Below are 16324 nucleotides of genomic sequence, written 5' to 3' on the forward strand. Positions count from 1 at the left end.
ATCTGCACTGTCAAGATATGGCGAGCAACAAGCTTTGCGTATACTGCGCCAATGTTTGCTCAATCTGCGTTCCGCACACGCTGCGCCCACTGGCTGCTGGCGACCGGAATCCTCCTGCTGCTCGCCAGCTGCGCTGAAGAACCCAGCGCCCTCGAGCGCGTCAAGGCGGAGGGTGTACTGCGGGTGATCACCCGTAACAGCCCGGCCACCTATTTCCAGGATCGCAACGGCGAAACCGGCTTCGAGTACGAACTGGTCAAACGCTTTGCCGACGACCTGGGCCTGGAACTGCAAATCGAAACCGCCGACAACCTCGACGAACTGTTTGCCAGCCTCGGCAAGGAAAATGGTCCGGTGCTGGCTGCCGCCGGCCTGGTAGAAAGCGACGGACGGCAGCAGGTCGCCCGCTTCTCCCTGCCGTACCTGCAGGTCACCCCGCAAATCATCTACCGCAATGGCCAGCGCCGCCCCACTCGCCCGAACGATCTGCTCGGCAAGCGCATCCTGGTGCTCAAGGGCAGCAGCCATGCCGAGCAACTGGCCGAGCTGAAGGTCAAACTGCCTGAGCTGAACTACGAAGAGTCGGCAGAAGTGGAAGTGGTCGACCTGCTGCGCATGGTCGACGAGGGGCAAATCGACCTGACCCTGGTCGACTCCAACGAACTGGCGATGAACCAGGTGTACTTCCCCAATGTGCGGGTGGCTTTCGACCTCGGTGACTCGCAAAGCCTGGCCTGGGCCGTCGCCCCCGGCGAAGACAGCAGCCTGCTCGACGAGATCAACCGTTTTCTCGAGCGCGCCCAGCAGAACGGCAGTCTGCAACGCTTGAAGGAACGCTACTACGGCCACGTCGACGTACTGGGTTACGTCGGTGCCTACACCTTCGCCAAGCACCTGCAGCAACGCCTGCCCCGTTACGAGAAGGACTTCCGCCAGGCGGCGCAGACCAATCAGGTCGACTGGCGCCTGCTGGCCGCCATGGGCTATCAGGAATCACTCTGGCAACCGACCGCCACCTCGAAAACCGGGGTACGCGGCCTGATGATGCTGACCCTGCGCACTGCCCAGGCCATGGGCGTATCCAACCGCCTCGACCCCAAACAGAGCATCAAGGGCGGCGCCAAGTACATTGTCCACGTCAAGAATCAGCTGCCCAAGAGCATCGAGGAGCCGGATCGCACCTGGTTCGCCCTGGCCGCCTACAATGTCGGCGGCGGGCACCTGGAAGATGCGCGCAAGCTCACCGAAGCCGAGGGACTGAACCCGAACAAGTGGCTGGATGTGCAGAAGATACTGCCGCGTCTGGCGCAGAAACAGTGGTACAGCAAGACCCGCTACGGTTACGCCCGCGGTGGTGAGCCGGTGCACTTCGTGCGCAACATCCGTCGCTATTACGACATCCTCACCTGGGTCACCCAGCCGCAGCTGGAAGGCAGCCAGATGGCCGCCAGCAACCTGCACACGCCAGGGGTGAACAAGAAGCCACCACCGGAAGAACTGCCGCCGTTGTAGCGCGAGCAGACTCTCCCCGCTGGACCTGCCCGCAGGCTCTACCAGTCCGGTAGATGGCGCTGAGCGCAGCGATATCCATCACCGCGAATCGCATCGACTTGGTAGCCCGGATGCAATCCGGGGAGCGCTGCCCCCCATCCCCGGATTGCGCTTAGGCTAATTCGGGCTACAGGCTGGCTAGCCAAGGTGGAGAAAGCCTCTACCGCGTTGCGCGCCGCGCCCTGAAAAACTCGCTGAGCAGTGCACTGCACTCATCCGCCAACACCCCGCCCTCGATCGACACCCGATGATTGAGAAACGCCTGATTGAAGAACTCGCCACGACTCAGGGCCACGCCGGCCTTGGGTTCGGTGGCGCCATACACCACCCGCTGAATCCGCGCATGCACAATCAGCCCGGCGCACATGCTGCACGGCTCCAGGGTCACATACAGGGTGCTGCCCGGCAGACGGTAGTTGTCGACTGCCTGCGCCGCCGCACGGATCGCCACCATCTCGGCATGCGCGCTGGGGTCGTGGCTGGAGATCGGGCAATTGAAGCCGCGACCGATGACCGCGCCGTCCTGCACCAGCACGGCGCCGACCGGCACCTCGCCCAGAGCCGCCCCTTCGGCGGCCAGGGCCAGGGCCTCGCGCATGAAATGCGCGTCGCGGCTGCGGTCGATGATTTGTACTCTTTTCATAGTCTCGCCAAGTCAACCCTTGCCATGGTGCGCAGGACGCAGCCTACCGGAAAATTCACACCACCTCGATGGAGGCCATCAGGCCGGTTTCCATATGGTCGATCACATGGCAGTGGAACATCCATACCCCGGGATTATCGGCGACCAGCGCCACCCGCGCGCGCTCGTTCTTGCCCAGCAGGTAGGTGTCGGTGAAGTAGGGAATGATCTGCTTGCGGTTCGAGGCCAGCACCTTGAAGGTCATGCCGTGCAGGTGGATCGGGTGCTGATACTGGCTGAGGTTGCGCAGCTCGAAGACATAGCTCTTGCCCAGCTGCAGGCGGGCAATCGGCCGATCGGCGCAGGTCTTGTCATTGATATCCCAGGCCTGGCCATTGATCTGCCAGAAGCTGTGCGCCGCCCCCTGAGCCAGTCCCACGGAAACGGCCCCGGCCCATTCGAAGTTGAAGCTCAGGGTTTCGGCAGAAGCCAGATCCGGCTCGGCAATCGGGTTGGCCGGCAGTGCCGGCGGCCACTCACCCGCAACCTCGGCATTGGCCTGCGCGCGCAAGGTGGCGAGGCGGAATGGGCCGTTGCGCAGCGACATCTCTGCGCCAGCCTTCGGCACTTTCAGTCCCAGCTCGATGCGCATGCCTGGCCCCAGCCAGTACTCCTTGCCCAGCGGCCGCGGCTCGACCGGGTTGCCATCCAGCGCATAAATCCGCGCATCGCTATCCGGCAAATTGAGTCGATAGGTAAGGGTGTTATCCAGATTGATCAAGCGCAGGCGTACCACCTGCCCGGCGGGCAGCTCCAGGGTTGGCGCGTGCACGCCATTGACCGTACTCAGCCGCCCCGGCGTGCCGCCACGCGCCGCTTCGCGCGGCACGCTGAATTCGGTAAATGCGCCCTGCTCGTCGATATGCCAGCTTTTCAGGCTCAAGGTGCGCTCGTACCGGAAACCGCTCGGTTCACGCTCCTCGACAATCAGCGGCCCAACCAGGCCGCGGCCCAACTGCTCACCGCTGGCGGTATGCGGGTGATACCAGAAGCTGCCGGCATCGGGGGTGATGAAGTCGTAGTCGAAGTATTCGCCCGGCAGCACCGGCAGCTGCGACACATAGGGCACGCCGTCCATGGCCAGCGGCAGACGGATGCCGTGCCAGTGGATGGTGGTCGGCACCTCTAGCCGGTTGATAAAGCGCACGCGCAAACGCTCGCCCTGCCTGGCGCGAATCTCCAGGCCCGGCGCCTGGCCGCCGTAGGCCCAGGCCGGGGTGAGATGGCCCGGCACCAGCTCGAGATCCAGCGGTGCGGCGATCAGCTCGTAGTCGTGGGTCGTCACGTTTTCCGGGCGACCCAGCCAGTAGCGCACGCCGCCAGCGCCAAGACCAACGACGCCAAGACCAGCCAGGCCGACCAGCATTTGTCTGCGGGTAAAGGACATAGGGATTCCCGTAGCCCGGATGCAATCCGGGAAGATATCAATCCGGACTTAAGCCGGACTACCAATTGCAATATCTTCTCATTTAAACAACGGGACTGACGACCCCGAAAAGCGGACAGGATGCCGCAGCGGAAACGACAAGGGCAGCTCAACGGCGTAAGGCAAATGCTGCAGCGTCCTCAGCACCGTGAACCTCAGCGTCAAGCAGGCGCTCATAGATCGTCATCGCACGAGTTTTTATCTCTATTGGTGAGCGCTGAAGTGCAATCACAAGCCCTATAAATTCGCCGTCGTACAACCCTCCAACGGTCCTTTCTGGCGATGTACGTGCAAGTTCAGTTGCAGCCTCTGCGATTTCAAGCACCAGCATCTCAAAGCCTGGATAAAGCAGCAGGTGCTGAAGCGAGCGTACAAACAGCAGCCCCATCGACTCTTTGAGCAGATCAATATTTACTGCAACAGAAGCCAGCAGGGCTCGCGTCATCTCGTCGGGAGGCAATCGCTCGCCACGATCGACAGCTGTAGATAGAGCATGAGCCTCGAATCCACTGACAATGCTGGCGACAGCAATGAGGTAGGCGTGCGAGCGGCTTCGGATATCGAGATCAGGTTCGCGCCATCCCGCTGCAGCCGCGAACAAAACGCCAACCCTGGCATAGATGTCACTCCCAGCCATCACAGCCTTGACGATCTCACCCATCTCATTACAGACATCTGAATCGTCAACAACCTGGCACGCAGCAGCAAACTCACCGCCGACCTGTCTAAGCTTCTGGTCGTTATGGCCGAGCCAAAAATTAACTATCTCCTGCTGAAGGCTCAAATGCATGCGAACACGTAGGCGCCACAACGACTGGACTACGGCAGCATCTTCAAACGCTGCAGGGAATTTTCGCCAAATCGCTTCAATCAGTTCGCTGACTCTGACAGCGTCCGCCCACCAAAGCTCATGCGACCGAAACATAAGGATCGCGCTCCAAACTTCCGGATCCTCAGGATGAGTAATGTGTAGTTCCAACTCCGCGAGCCAACCATCACAATCCACGCCGTCACGTTGGACATATCCTGCCGCGATCGCTGACAGCAGCGTGAAATTGCGCTGAGGGAGGATGTGCATACCGCCACCGCGGCCAAACAATATGGCCTCGGGGCGCTGATCCGGCTTCTCATTTCGTTCTCGATTGGATTTGTTCAGCTCCGAATGGCGTACTGCCTCTCCGGCCAACATATTTGGGTCACGCTGTAGCCAATTCCGAAGCAGTTCGATGTCACGGTCTTCAAGCCCTTTCATGCGCTTTGCGAGTTCCGCCATAGCACTGGCAGCATCGTGGCAGAAATCGCTCGAAGAGAAACCGCGGACATGAAGATCCCAAATCAACGCCTTAAGCGTCGGGGCGTTGACCGCTTCGATCACTGACAATTCCCGAATAGCTGCGCCCGCTGCCTGTTCGTGTCGACCGGGCTGGAACCGCTGAATGATGCGAAGCGCACGATCCGAGGACGATTTTGCGAACGAGGCAAAAGCCCGAGACAACTCAATGACACCGCCTTTCATCCAATCTTTCGGGTGACTGTGGTGGCCAGCATGATCGTGTACCTCGTCGAGCATGGTAAAGATCGCATCGTCACTGGCTTTCGCCATCTGATCGTGGCTCATGGGTGACCCAACGAGCTGCGCCATCGTCCGACCTCTGCGCGTTGTTTGGAGCTTGGGCTGATTGACCATCCACTCCTCAACCTGCCTACGACGACGTGCGGTCAAACTCTGCGCCGGTAGCTCGGCGAGCAAACGCAGTCGCCGCTCCTCGGACCAGCGCAGAAACTTTCTCCGCAGGGCAGGATCCCGCTCTTCCTGTAACTCCTCCTTCCAAGGCTCCCAGACCTCGATATAGTCGCGAATCCGCTCAATGTCAGCGAGAGAAAGGTAGGGCATAATCTGGGTGATCAGATTACTTGACGACCAGCCACAGATCATCTGGCCGACACCTCTTTCATCGTCGAACATGTCACTACCTAGATGAAGGTGCCGCTGATCGGCGAGGAGAAACGCGAGCGCACGCTCAGTAAAAAGCACCGGATTCGCCGCCAGGGTATCCGCAACCAGCGATTGAACCTCGTCAATTTCTACAGAAACAACAGTAGCAAGCAAGGTGCGCACTCCTACCGGATCAGAAACCGCTGCTTCTTCAAGCACACTCCGCAGAAGCAGCGTCAAATGCCCCTCGCCAGAGTCATATTTCCAATCGTAGGGAATAGATATCGATTGCGGATATCGATGCCCTGGCCGCCCATCGCCAACCTCTCGCGACGCCACCCCAACAAACCAAGGTAGGAGCCGTTCGGCACAGTAGAGCGGTGCAGCTGCCGCAATCTTTTCAACACCATAAACCTTGATGCCGTTGTGCCGATCCCCGGTCTGTGACTCAGCCCAAAATGAGATGAGATCCAAAGCGACGTGGGTATTACCGTTCTCATGCAAAGTCTTGGCGTAATGGGATATCGCCCAATCTGCCAACGCCGTTCGACTAAAGATCTTACGGACATGGGCGATTGCACGATCGGTCGCAATACCAGAACGCTCACAGAGACTAAACACGTCTCCGTCATGTGAAGCATCCGACCAATAGCGCTCGACCAAATCCATAACTTGGCTCGAGTCCTCAGCAACTTCTCGAACGAGAAGCATGGTCGCATTCCAGCGATGCTTTTCGTCCTGCAGAAGGAAAGGTAACAGCGGCAGTAACCCTAATCTCCAGCACGGCCATCTTATCGCTACCTGCCTAAATGCCCGATTCGCAAGTGCATGATCGTTACGCGCCATCCAATCGACCCAAGCAATTTCGCCTGCACTCGGGTCATCAGCACTCGCCAAATAATCCGCCACAAGATGACGCAAATGTCTGCGTGTCTTCGGGTTTGGCAGCAACAAGCGAATAGCCACCTCATAAGAAGCCACATCAACCCGGCGCATGTGCTCCAGACCGCGCAAGATTGTTCCCCGCGCAAACAACCCTTCCTGGCGACTCCAGGCGTAATCAGCCAGCCCTTCTCCGGTTCGGAGCGTCTTTGCCTGAAAATCATCGAGCCACGACTGATGGCTGAAGCCGATGCTGGCATCCTCGCGGATGACGATGCCAATCGACTCGGCCCAACGCAGCATCTCACTGTAGTCAGGGTCATAGTGAGCCGCCGGCCGCCAGAGGCTCTCATGCTGTGTCATGTCAGCTGCAAGCTGGCGCAAAAACGCCATACACGAAGCCCGCCCTACCCCTGCGGGTAGTTTCTTGTCGAGCCATCGATCAAGTAGGTTTGCTGCTGTCAGATCAGCAGGATTCAAGCCGGATTTGGCAAGATAAACGTATATACCGAGAGCAAAAGGTGTACGAAGAGTCTCTTTGAGACTATCCGGCACCACCGTTGCGTCGATACCGAGCTCACCGAGCAGTGCGGATATCCGCTCGAACGGAGGCAGGGATAGTAGTAACTCATCCGCATCAAGCAGCCTAAATCGAGCGTCGAACTTCGCCTCAAATGGTCGCGAGGAAACGATGACATGAATGGGGGGATTATTGCCCTCTTGACCCTTTGCCTCCTGCAGCCGAGACGCAAGGCGCAATAAGACCTGCATGCGTTGTGAACTCTGATCCATCACTTCACTGACAGCGTCAAGCTGATCGATGATCAGTACAACCGGGGCTTCAACCGCCAGCGAGAGAAGCTCCTGCTCGATATCACCTGACATACCAAGATCGCGAGCGAGATCGGCGAAATCCACAATATCTGGGCTAAGCATGTCGGCCTTTATCGCCAGCACAGTCTGGCCGCGAGCTTTGAGTACGCAGTAGATTTCAGCGAGAAGTGCTGACTTTCCAGTCCCTGCCCCTCCGATTACCAGTGTGGAGCCTGCAGGCTGCCGATTGATCCGCTGGATCAGTTCGTCAAACTCTGGTCGTTCTATATGCTGCCCCCAAATCATTTGGGGCCAGTCAGCCAGGCCACGTGACCCGCGGGTAATGTCGTCCTCAATATCAGCTCTGGTGTATATCTTTATGCTCTTTGAAACCAAGCCGACTGCAGCGAACTGAGCCTCAATCATGGCCCCCGCATCCTCCACAGCAACGACAAGTTGGACTTTGAAAAACCGCTGACGGACAGCAGGGATGCGCTCCAGTAACGCGTCGAGGTCGACTGGCCTAAGAAGCTCATATTTCAGGCTCTTCAGGGCCGTGCGGATGCCTGGCATGACAGCCTCGACCTGTAGTTCAGAGAATGCGTCATACCTCTTAATGACATCAGCAACTAAGCCGGGAAGCTCCGCTTCATTGGCATCAAACCAGGACTGCGGTGCCTCAAAAAAGCAGGTAGTTGTGCCGGCAGGATCCGACGCGAGGGCAAGCGTAAAACAGAAGTTGTTCTCGTCAGGCAGAAGCTCCGGCTCAAGTACAGCATTGAGGAGGAACTTGATCACCTCACGAACAGTATCGGGCAAGGTGAAACCGGACTTGACCCTCTTGCACTGAATAAGCCCTACCGGCTGCTCATCCTTCGTGAGCCAAACATCCCGCCCTTGATCAGCTCCTGTGACCATCAAACGAACATTGATATACCAAGCAGACGGAGGCTTACGCTCCTTGTAGATGCTGTGCAGAAGGAGTTCAAAATCAGCATCTGTTAGCGCAAGATAATTTGCCCTATCCGGCCCGACACGCCCCTCGTCCACAGCTTCGACTTGAGCATATGCAGCATTAATCTCATCATCTGTGAGGGCTTTCATTCAGGTCTTCCGTGTTTGACGATCTTCAGCTACCTACAGGTAGCTGCCACCAACGCAATGCGGCTTTTTCACCAACGTGAATAAGCCATTAGCGCAGGCATGAAAAAACCGGCCGAAGCCGGTTTTTTCATTCAACCCTGCAGGATCACTCCCACTCGATAGTCGCTGGCGGCTTGCTCGACACGTCGTAGGTGACGCGGGAGATGCCTTCGATCTCGTTGATGATGCGGTTGCTGACCTTCTCAAGCAGCTCGTAGGGCAGGTGCGCCCAGCGCGCGGTCATGAAGTCGATGGTTTCCACTGCGCGCAGGGCCACGACCCAGGCGTAACGGCGGCCGTCACCGACCACGCCGACCGACTTGACCGGCTGGAACACCACGAAGGCCTGACTGGTCTTGTGGTACCAGTCGAAGTTGCGCAGCTCTTCGATGAAGATGTGGTCGGCGCGGCGCAGGATATCCGCGTACTCCTTCTTCACTTCGCCGAGGATGCGCACGCCCAGGCCCGGGCCCGGGAACGGGTGGCGGTAGACCATGTCGTAGGGCAGGCCCAGTTCCAGGCCGATACGCCGCACTTCGTCCTTGAACAGTTCGCGCAATGGCTCGACCAGTTTGAGGTTCATTTCCTCGGGCAGGCCGCCGACGTTGTGGTGCGACTTGATCACGTGGGCCTTGCCGGTCTTGGCACCGGCCGACTCGATCACGTCCGGGTAGATGGTGCCCTGGGCGAGGAACTTGATGCTGTCCAGCTTGCTGGCTTGCGCATCGAATACATCGATAAAGGTACGACCGATGATCTTGCGCTTCTTCTCCGGGTCGGCTTCGCCGGCCAGATTACCGAGGAACTGCTCTTCGGCGTTGGCGCGGATCACCTTGACCCCCATGTTCTCGGCGAACATGGCCATGACCTGCTCGCCTTCATGCAAGCGCAACAGGCCGTTGTCGACGAACACGCAGGTCAGCTGATCGCCGATGGCCTTGTGCAGCAAAGCCGCGACCACCGAGGAGTCGACCCCGCCGGACAAACCCAGCAGGACATTGGCGCTGCCAACCTGGGCGCGCACACTGGCGATGGCGTCTTCAACGATATTGGACGCAGTCCATAACGCTTCGCAGCCGGCGATGTCCAGGACGAAACGCGAGAGGATGCGCCCGCCCTGCTTGGTGTGGGTCACTTCCGGGTGGAACTGCACGCCGTAGTAGCCGCGCTTGTCGTCGCACATGCCGGCGATCGGGCAACTCGGGGTGCTGGCGAGAATATGGAAACCTTCCGGCAGCTCGGTGACCTTGTCACCGTGGCTCATCCACACGTCCAGGCCGAACACGCCGTCGTCATCGATATGGTCTTCGATGCCGTCGAGCAGACGGGCCTTGCCGACCACGTCGACGCGGGCATAGCCGAACTCGCGCACATCCGAGCCCTGCACCTTGCCGCCGAGCTGCTCGGCCATGGTCTGCATGCCGTAGCAGATACCCAGTACCGGCACGCCGAGGTCGAACACCGCATGCGGTGCGCGCGGGCTATCGAGCTCGTGCACCGACTCCGGACCGCCGGCGAGAATAATCCCGCGCGGGGCGAAGGCGCGGATGTCTTCGTCGCTCATGTCGAAGGGGTGCAACTCGCAATACACGCCAATCTCGCGCACACGGCGGGCGATCAGTTGGGTGTACTGCGAACCGAAATCCAGGATCAGGATGCGGTGGGCGTGAATGTCAGGATGAGCCATGGCCGTCTCTCGTAGCGGAATTCACAAATGACACGGGGCTGAATCGAACAGCCCCGTGACTAGATATTTTTCAAAAATCGATTTGCCACGTCGCGAGCGCAGGGCCAGCTCGGCGGAGAGAGACGAGAAAGCGGAGTTTGCTGTAGCAAATGAGCATTTACTCACTCCATTCGCCCTTTCGGGCCGTCCTTCGGACGTTCACTGGCAAGCCAGTGTCAAGTTTCTCTCCAACAACGCTGGCACAAGCGCAGCAGCGGCAAATCGATTTTTCAGCCGACCCGGTAGTTCGGCGCCTCCTTGGTGATCTGCACATCGTGCACATGGGACTCGGCCATGCCGGCACCGGTGATGCGCACGAACTGCGGTTTGGTGCGCATTTCCTCAATGTTGGCGCAACCCGTGTAGCCCATGGAGGCGCGCAGGCCACCCATCAACTGATGGACGATGGCGCCCATGGAACCCTTGTAGGGCACGCGACCTTCGATGCCTTCGGGCACCAGCTTCTCGGCACCGGCGGAGGAGTCCTGAAAGTAACGATCCGAGGAGCCCTGGGCCTGGGACATGGCGCCCAGCGAACCCATGCCACGATATGCCTTGTAGGAACGCCCCTGGAACAACTCGACCTCGCCCGGCGCCTCTTCGGTACCGGCCAGCATCGAACCGATCATGACGCAGGAGGCACCCGCAACGACGGCCTTGGACAGGTCACCGGAGAAGCGGATACCACCATCGGCGATCAGCGGAACGCCGGTGCCTTCCAGCGCGGCGGCGACATTGGCCACGGCGGAAATCTGCGGCACACCCACCCCGGCGACGATGCGGGTGGTGCAGATCGAACCCGGGCCGATACCGACCTTGACCGCATCGGCGCCAGCCTCGACCAGGGCCCTGGCGGCATCGCCGGTGGCGATGTTGCCGCCGATCACCTGCACATCAGGGAAGTTCTGCTTGACCCAGCGCACACGGTCGATCACGCCTTTGGAGTGACCGTGGGCGGTGTCGACGATGATCACATCGACACCTGCCGCCGCCAGCGCGGCAACCCGGTCTTCGGTATCGGCACCGGTGCCGACCGCAGCGCCGACACGCAGACGACCCTGGTCGTCCTTGCTGGCCAACGGGTAGGCCTTGGCTTTCTCGATGTCGTTGACAGTCATCATGCCCCTGAGGCGGAACTGATCATCGACGATCAGCACGCGCTCGATGCGGTGCTTGTGCAGCAGCTTGCGCACCACCTGGGTGTCTTCGCCTTCCTTGACCGTGACCAGACGCTCTTTGGGCGTCATCACGTCGCGCACCTTGGCGCTCATGTTGGTCTCGAAACGCACGTCACGCGAGGTGACGATGCCGACCAGATCACCGTGGTGCAGCACCGGCACGCCGGAAATGTTGTTCTGCCGGGTCAGGTCGAACAGGTCACCCACAGTGGCATCGGCCTCGATGGTGATCGGGTCCTTGACCACGCCGGATTCGTAACGCTTGACCTTGCGCACCTCGAGCGCCTGCTGCTCGACGGTCATGTTCTTGTGGATGATACCGATGCCGCCTTCCTGAGCCATAGCAATCGCCAGACGGGCTTCAGTCACGGTATCCATGGCAGCAGAGAGCAACGGAATATTCAGTTCGATGCCACGGGTCAGGCGCGTTTTGAGGCTGACATCCTTCGGCAGAACTTCGGAATAACCTGGAATAAGTAGAACGTCGTCGAAGGTAAGAGCTTCTTGACTGATACGCAGCATGGCGGGGGCTCCCGGACGGGAAATTGGAAGCGCGCCATTATACCCAGCAGAGCTATCCCACTCAATGCAAAGAATGCCTTGCGTGCACAGGCATTTCAGCTCGCTATCCGTAAGAGGAACAATACGCATAGAATAATGATTCTCAAAAACATCCGCATTCGAGACACCAATGCCCTCCTCCCGCCAAAACCCCGCCTTATTCGGCCGAAAAACCGCCCTGTTTGTCCTCAGCCTCTTGCCCGCCGGCCAATCGCTGGCGGAACAGGCCGCGGCGCAATTGCAACTGCCCAGCCAGGAAATCGTCGCGCCTCGCACCAGCGAACAGGGCTACCAGGCGAGAACCGCCAGCACCGCCAGTAAATCTTCGGTGCCGCTCAGGGAGGAGGCCCAATCGGTGCAAGTGGTAACGCCCCAGACGATCGAGGACTACCAGGTTCGCTCGCTGGACGACGCCATGAAGTTCGTCAGCGGTATGACCCAGAGCAACACCCTGGCCGGCACCCAGGACGGGTTCGTCAAACGTGGCTTCGGCAATAACACCGACGGTTCGATTCTGCGCGATGGCGTGCGCAGCAATATGTCGCGCAACTTCGACGCCACCAGCGAGCGCGTCGAAGTGCTCAAGGGCCCGGCCTCGCTGCTCTACGGCGCCCTGGAACCGGGCGGACTGATCAATGTGATCAGCAGGAAACCCGAATACAGGAGCCACACCACAGTGGCGGGCGAACACACCAGTTTCGGCGGCGGCAACCTCTCGTTCGACAGCACCGGCCCGCTGGGCGACAACGGTTTCGCCTATCGACTGATCGCCGAGCGCCAACATGCAGACTACTGGCGCAACTACGGCAGCGACGAACATAGCCTGATCGCTCCGTCCTTGAGCTGGACCGGCGCCGACCTGCGGATCGACCTGAGCTACCAGTACAAGGAATTTTCCGCCCCGGTGGATCGCGGCACCGTGCTGATCGACAACCGCATAGCCGATACCAGGTACCACCAGCAGTTCGGCGAACCCTGGGCGAAGAGCAGCGGCATCGACCAGCTATTCAACGCGCGCATGGAATACCAGTTGAACCCGGACTGGAAAACCCGTTTGAGCTATAGCTGGAATCAGGAAAAATATGACTTCGCCGAAGCCATACCCACCGCCGGCCAGCCCAACCTCGCCACCACGGGCACCCTGCGCCGCCGCGCCAACGGCGCCGAATACGACAACGACGTGCAGTACCTGGCCTGGGACTGGCTCGGCAATACCCGCCTGTTCAGCCAGCGGCACGACCTGCTGGTGGGCATCGACAACGAGCGCGTCGACAACTTCCGTGGCGACACCTTGCGTGGCACCAGCAACAACGACAGCCTGAATATCTACAACCCGGTCTATGGCAGCCTTGCCGAACCCAGCCAACTGAGCACCACCCAGAGCGACCGCCGCGACGAGGTGCATTCCACCTCGCTCTATGCCAAGGACAACTGGCACCTGAACCAGCAGTGGATTCTGGTACTGGGCGGGCGCTATCAGCACTACGAGCAATTCCTCGACCAAGGCCGCGACAGCGACTACACGCGGGGACTGGACGACAATGGCGAGAAATTCCTGCCCTTTGCCGGCCTGGTCTATGCCCTCAACCAGCACGTCTCGCTCTACGCCAACTACAGCAAGTCCTTCAGGCCCAACCAGTCGGACAGCCTGGCCGACGCCGCAGCCTATAAGCCGGAGGAAGGCGTCAGCCGCGAAATCGGCGCGAAGATCGACTTCACGCCGAACCTCAGCGCCAACATCGCGCTCTTCGACATCGAGAAAAACAACGTAGTGGTGACCCTCAACGGTGAGGATCAGGCTGCCGGCACGGTTGGTTCACACGGTGTCGAAGTGGATTTCGGCGGGCGCATCGCCGAGCGCTGGAACATGATCGCCAGCTATGCCTACACCGACACGGAAATCCTCGACGACCCGGACAACCGGGGCAACCAGCTGGTCAATGCCGCTCGCCATATCGGCAGCCTCTACCTCACCCACGACCTCGCCATCCCCGCCCGGTTCGGCGCCTGGCGTGCCGGTGCCGGCGCCCGCTACGTGGGCAAACGTGCGGTGGATAACAGCAACCAGGCCTGGCTGGACAGCTACACCGTGGCCGACGCCTTCGTCTCCTGGGAAACCACGCAACTGCTCGGCGAGAAAACCAGGCTGCAACTCAACGCCAACAACCTGTTCGACAAACAGTACTACCCATCCAGCGGCGGCAGCCTGCGCATTGCCGTCGGCGAGCCACGCGAACTGCGCCTGTCGGCCAGCGTCGATTTCTAACCGCCCCCAGCACCACCTTGGCTCAAGGACGAGTCCCCTCAAAGATCGACGCGCACCAACGAAGCGGGATAGCCCAGACGCTCGGCGAATTCATCGAGAAAGCTCTGCTTGAAAACCGCCTCGGCCCAGTTGTTGAAGATGAAGCCCAGATTGGAAAAGCCGCAGGGCTGGAGAAACAGAAAGCCATTGATGTCGTCTTCGTGTCCGCATAGCGGGCAGACGAAGGTGTCGGTATGGCCGGGCATCCATTCCTCCAGGCGATCGAACAGTTCCACGCCAACTTCCTTACGGCATTGCGGACAACCGGCCTCCTCAAGGAAGTCGTGCAGCGGGGTAAAGATGCAGCGTTTGTAGACGATTTCCAGGCCATTGACCGGCTGACCGAAAGGTAATAACTGCGGCTGCTCGACCACCTGCCGGGCGCCCGGGGCAATGCCATAGGCCATCTTGTTGAACGTGCGACCGCAGGTGGTCTGCCGCTCGGCAACAATATCCTGCTGCACCAGCCAGCGCACAATCGCCCGCGCCCTGGCTTCATGCCCGGGGAAGCTGGAGATTTTCGGCACTATGATGGCTTGCTGTTCGCGCATGGCGCCCCCTCGAACTGACTGAAAGCCGCGCAGCTTAATGACCGTTGCCCAGCGGTCAAGGCAAATAGCCCTCATCCGCGCTACGCGACTCTCACCCTATGGTGGACCCGGCAAAGCCTTTATCATGCCGCACATGATCAAAGACCCGTTCCAACGCCTGAACCTCGACCGTGAAGTGCTCAGCGTCAGCCAGCTCAACAACCGCGCGCGCCTGCTGCTGGAGGATGTATTTTCCAGCATCTGGGTCGAGGGGGAAATTTCCAACCTGGCCAAGCCGGCTTCCGGGCATATCTACTTCACCCTTAAAGATAGTCAGGCCCAGGTGCGCTGCGCACTGTTCCGACAAAACGCCGCGCGGGTGCGTCAGGCGCTGCGCGACGGCCTGGCGGTCAAGGTGCGCGGCAAGGTCTCGCTGTTCGAAGGGCGCGGCGATTACCAGTTGATTCTCGACAGCGTCGAACCGGCCGGCGACGGCGCCCTGCGCCTGGCCTTCGAAGCCCTGAAGGAAAAACTCGGCGCCGAGGGCCTGTTCGCCACCGAACGCAAAGTCGCTCTGCCGGCCCACCCCAGGCGCATCGGCATCGTCAGTTCGCCGACCGGCGCGGTGATTCGCGACATCATCAGCGTGTTCCGCCGCCGCGCCCCGCAAGTCGCCCTGACCCTGATCCCCACCGCCGTGCAAGGCCGCGAGGCCAGCGGCCAGATCATCCGTGCCCTGCAACTGGCCGATCGCCAGGGCTTCGATGCGCTGATCCTGGCCCGCGGTGGTGGCTCCCTGGAAGACCTCTGGTGCTTCAACGAAGAAGCCGTGGCCCGCGCGGTGGCGGCCTGCCTCACGCCGATCGTCTGCGCCGTGGGCCACGAAACCGACGTGTCCATCTGCGATTTCGTCGCCGACGTACGCGCGCCAACCCCCTCGGCCGCCGCCGAACTGCTGGCCCCCGACGCCAGCGAGCTGGTGCAGCGCCTGCACAGCCTGCAGCGCCGCCTGGTCATGCGCATGCACAACCGCCTGGAGCGCGAACGCCTGCGCCTGGACGGCCTGACCCGGCGCCTGCGTCACCCCGGCGAACGCCTGCGCCAGCACGCCCAGCGCCTGGATGATCTGGAAATGCGTCTGGCGCGCGCCTTCGAACGCCAACTGAACACCCGCCGCGAGCGCCTGGCACGCCTGCAAACCCGCCTGACCGGCCAGCATCCCGAACGCATGTTGCAGCTGTTGCGCCAGCGCCTCGGCAGCCTCGCCGAACGCCTGCCCCGAGCCATGCGTGAAGGCCTGAAGCAACGCCGCCTGCTGCTGCAAAGCCAGGTGCAGACCCTGCAGGCGGTCAGCCCGCTGGCCACCCTCGGCCGCGGCTACAGCATCCTCCTCGACGAGCACGGCAGGGCCGTGCGCCGCGCCGCCGACACCCACACCGGCCAGCGCCTGAAAGCGCGGCTGGCCGAGGGCGAGCTGGATGTGCGGGTCGAGGACAACCATATACAACCGACGACCCTGTCGTTGCTGGATTAACCTGAATGCCGTATCACCGTTAACCGGTGGAACAGTTCCACGCCCCCCCTGGATAGC

The 16324-nt window shown here is 60.5% G+C and carries 9 protein-coding genes; 3 read left to right on the forward strand and 6 right to left on the reverse strand.

Annotation, left to right across the window (positions count from 1 at the left end; translation table 11 throughout):
* Positions 1–51 precede the first annotated feature (51 nt).
* Positions 52–1512 (forward strand): membrane-bound lytic murein transglycosylase MltF, encoded by a 1461-nt coding sequence (gene mltF / locus R3355_RS02370; protein ID WP_318949760.1) that lies wholly within the window; start codon positions 52–54, stop codon positions 1510–1512.
* 199 nt (positions 1513–1711) lie between these two features.
* Here mltF and tadA read toward each other — a convergent pair whose 3' ends face one another.
* From tadA to guaB, 5 genes are all read right to left on the reverse strand, one after another.
* Positions 1712–2194: a tRNA adenosine(34) deaminase TadA gene (tadA, locus tag R3355_RS02375; RefSeq protein WP_318959892.1), complete on the reverse strand. Its 483-nt coding sequence runs from the start codon at positions 2192–2194 to the stop codon at positions 1712–1714.
* Between the two features lie 55 nt (positions 2195–2249).
* Positions 2250–3620, reverse strand: coding sequence for a multicopper oxidase family protein (locus tag R3355_RS02380; RefSeq protein WP_318959893.1), 1371 nt, complete (start codon positions 3618–3620; stop codon positions 2250–2252).
* A 148-nt stretch (positions 3621–3768) separates the two neighbouring features.
* The gene (locus tag R3355_RS02385; protein WP_318959894.1) at positions 3769–8394 is read right to left on the reverse strand and encodes an ATP-binding protein; all 4626 of its coding nucleotides are present in this window, start codon (positions 8392–8394) and stop codon (positions 3769–3771) included.
* A gap of 145 nt (positions 8395–8539) precedes the next feature.
* A complete protein-coding gene (gene guaA, locus R3355_RS02390; RefSeq protein ID WP_318959895.1) occupies positions 8540–10120 on the reverse strand; it encodes a glutamine-hydrolyzing GMP synthase in 1581 nt (526 codons plus the stop codon).
* A 269-nt stretch (positions 10121–10389) separates the two neighbouring features.
* Positions 10390–11859, reverse strand: a complete 1470-nt coding sequence (gene guaB / locus R3355_RS02395) for an IMP dehydrogenase (RefSeq protein ID WP_318947719.1) — start codon at positions 11857–11859, stop codon at positions 10390–10392.
* A gap of 169 nt (positions 11860–12028) precedes the next feature.
* On the opposite strand from guaB, the gene R3355_RS02400 reads away from it, so the two are divergent.
* The gene (locus R3355_RS02400; RefSeq protein WP_318959896.1) at positions 12029–14164 is read left to right on the forward strand and encodes a TonB-dependent siderophore receptor; all 2136 of its coding nucleotides are present in this window, start codon (positions 12029–12031) and stop codon (positions 14162–14164) included.
* 38 nt (positions 14165–14202) lie between these two features.
* Here R3355_RS02400 and R3355_RS02405 read toward each other — a convergent pair whose 3' ends face one another.
* Positions 14203–14754, reverse strand: coding sequence for a sugar ABC transporter ATPase (locus tag R3355_RS02405; RefSeq protein ID WP_318959897.1), 552 nt, complete (start codon positions 14752–14754; stop codon positions 14203–14205).
* Positions 14755–14887: 133 nt separating this feature from the next.
* Here R3355_RS02405 and xseA point away from each other — a divergent pair, with 133 nt between their 5' ends.
* Positions 14888–16267 carry an exodeoxyribonuclease VII large subunit gene (gene xseA, locus R3355_RS02410; protein ID WP_318959936.1) on the forward strand — a complete coding sequence of 460 codons (1380 nt, stop codon included), beginning with the start codon at positions 14888–14890 and terminating at the stop codon, positions 16265–16267.
* Positions 16268–16324: the final 57 nt, after the last annotated feature.

The sequence above is a fragment of the Pseudomonas sp. genome (assembly GCF_033723075.1).
Lineage (GTDB): Bacteria > Pseudomonadota > Gammaproteobacteria > Pseudomonadales > Pseudomonadaceae > Aquipseudomonas.

Excerpts from the sequence above, each read along its gene's own strand:
- mltF (WP_318949760.1), top strand. The coding sequence starts at position 52 with ATGTTTGCTCAATCTGCGTTCCGCACACGCTGCGCCCACTGGCTGCTG.
- R3355_RS02405 (WP_318959897.1), bottom strand. The coding sequence starts at position 14,754 with ATGCGCGAACAGCAAGCCATCATAGTGCCGAAAATCTCCAGCTTCCCC.
- R3355_RS02385 (WP_318959894.1), bottom strand. The coding sequence starts at position 8,394 with ATGAAAGCCCTCACAGATGATGAGATTAATGCTGCATATGCTCAAGTC.
- tadA (WP_318959892.1), bottom strand. The coding sequence starts at position 2,194 with ATGAAAAGAGTACAAATCATCGACCGCAGCCGCGACGCGCATTTCATG.
- R3355_RS02380 (WP_318959893.1), bottom strand. The coding sequence starts at position 3,620 with ATGTCCTTTACCCGCAGACAAATGCTGGTCGGCCTGGCTGGTCTTGGC.
- guaB (WP_318947719.1), bottom strand. The coding sequence starts at position 11,859 with ATGCTGCGTATCAGTCAAGAAGCTCTTACCTTCGACGACGTTCTACTT.
- R3355_RS02400 (WP_318959896.1), top strand. The coding sequence starts at position 12,029 with ATGCCCTCCTCCCGCCAAAACCCCGCCTTATTCGGCCGAAAAACCGCC.
- xseA (WP_318959936.1), top strand. The coding sequence starts at position 14,888 with ATGATCAAAGACCCGTTCCAACGCCTGAACCTCGACCGTGAAGTGCTC.
- guaA (WP_318959895.1), bottom strand. The coding sequence starts at position 10,120 with ATGGCTCATCCTGACATTCACGCCCACCGCATCCTGATCCTGGATTTC.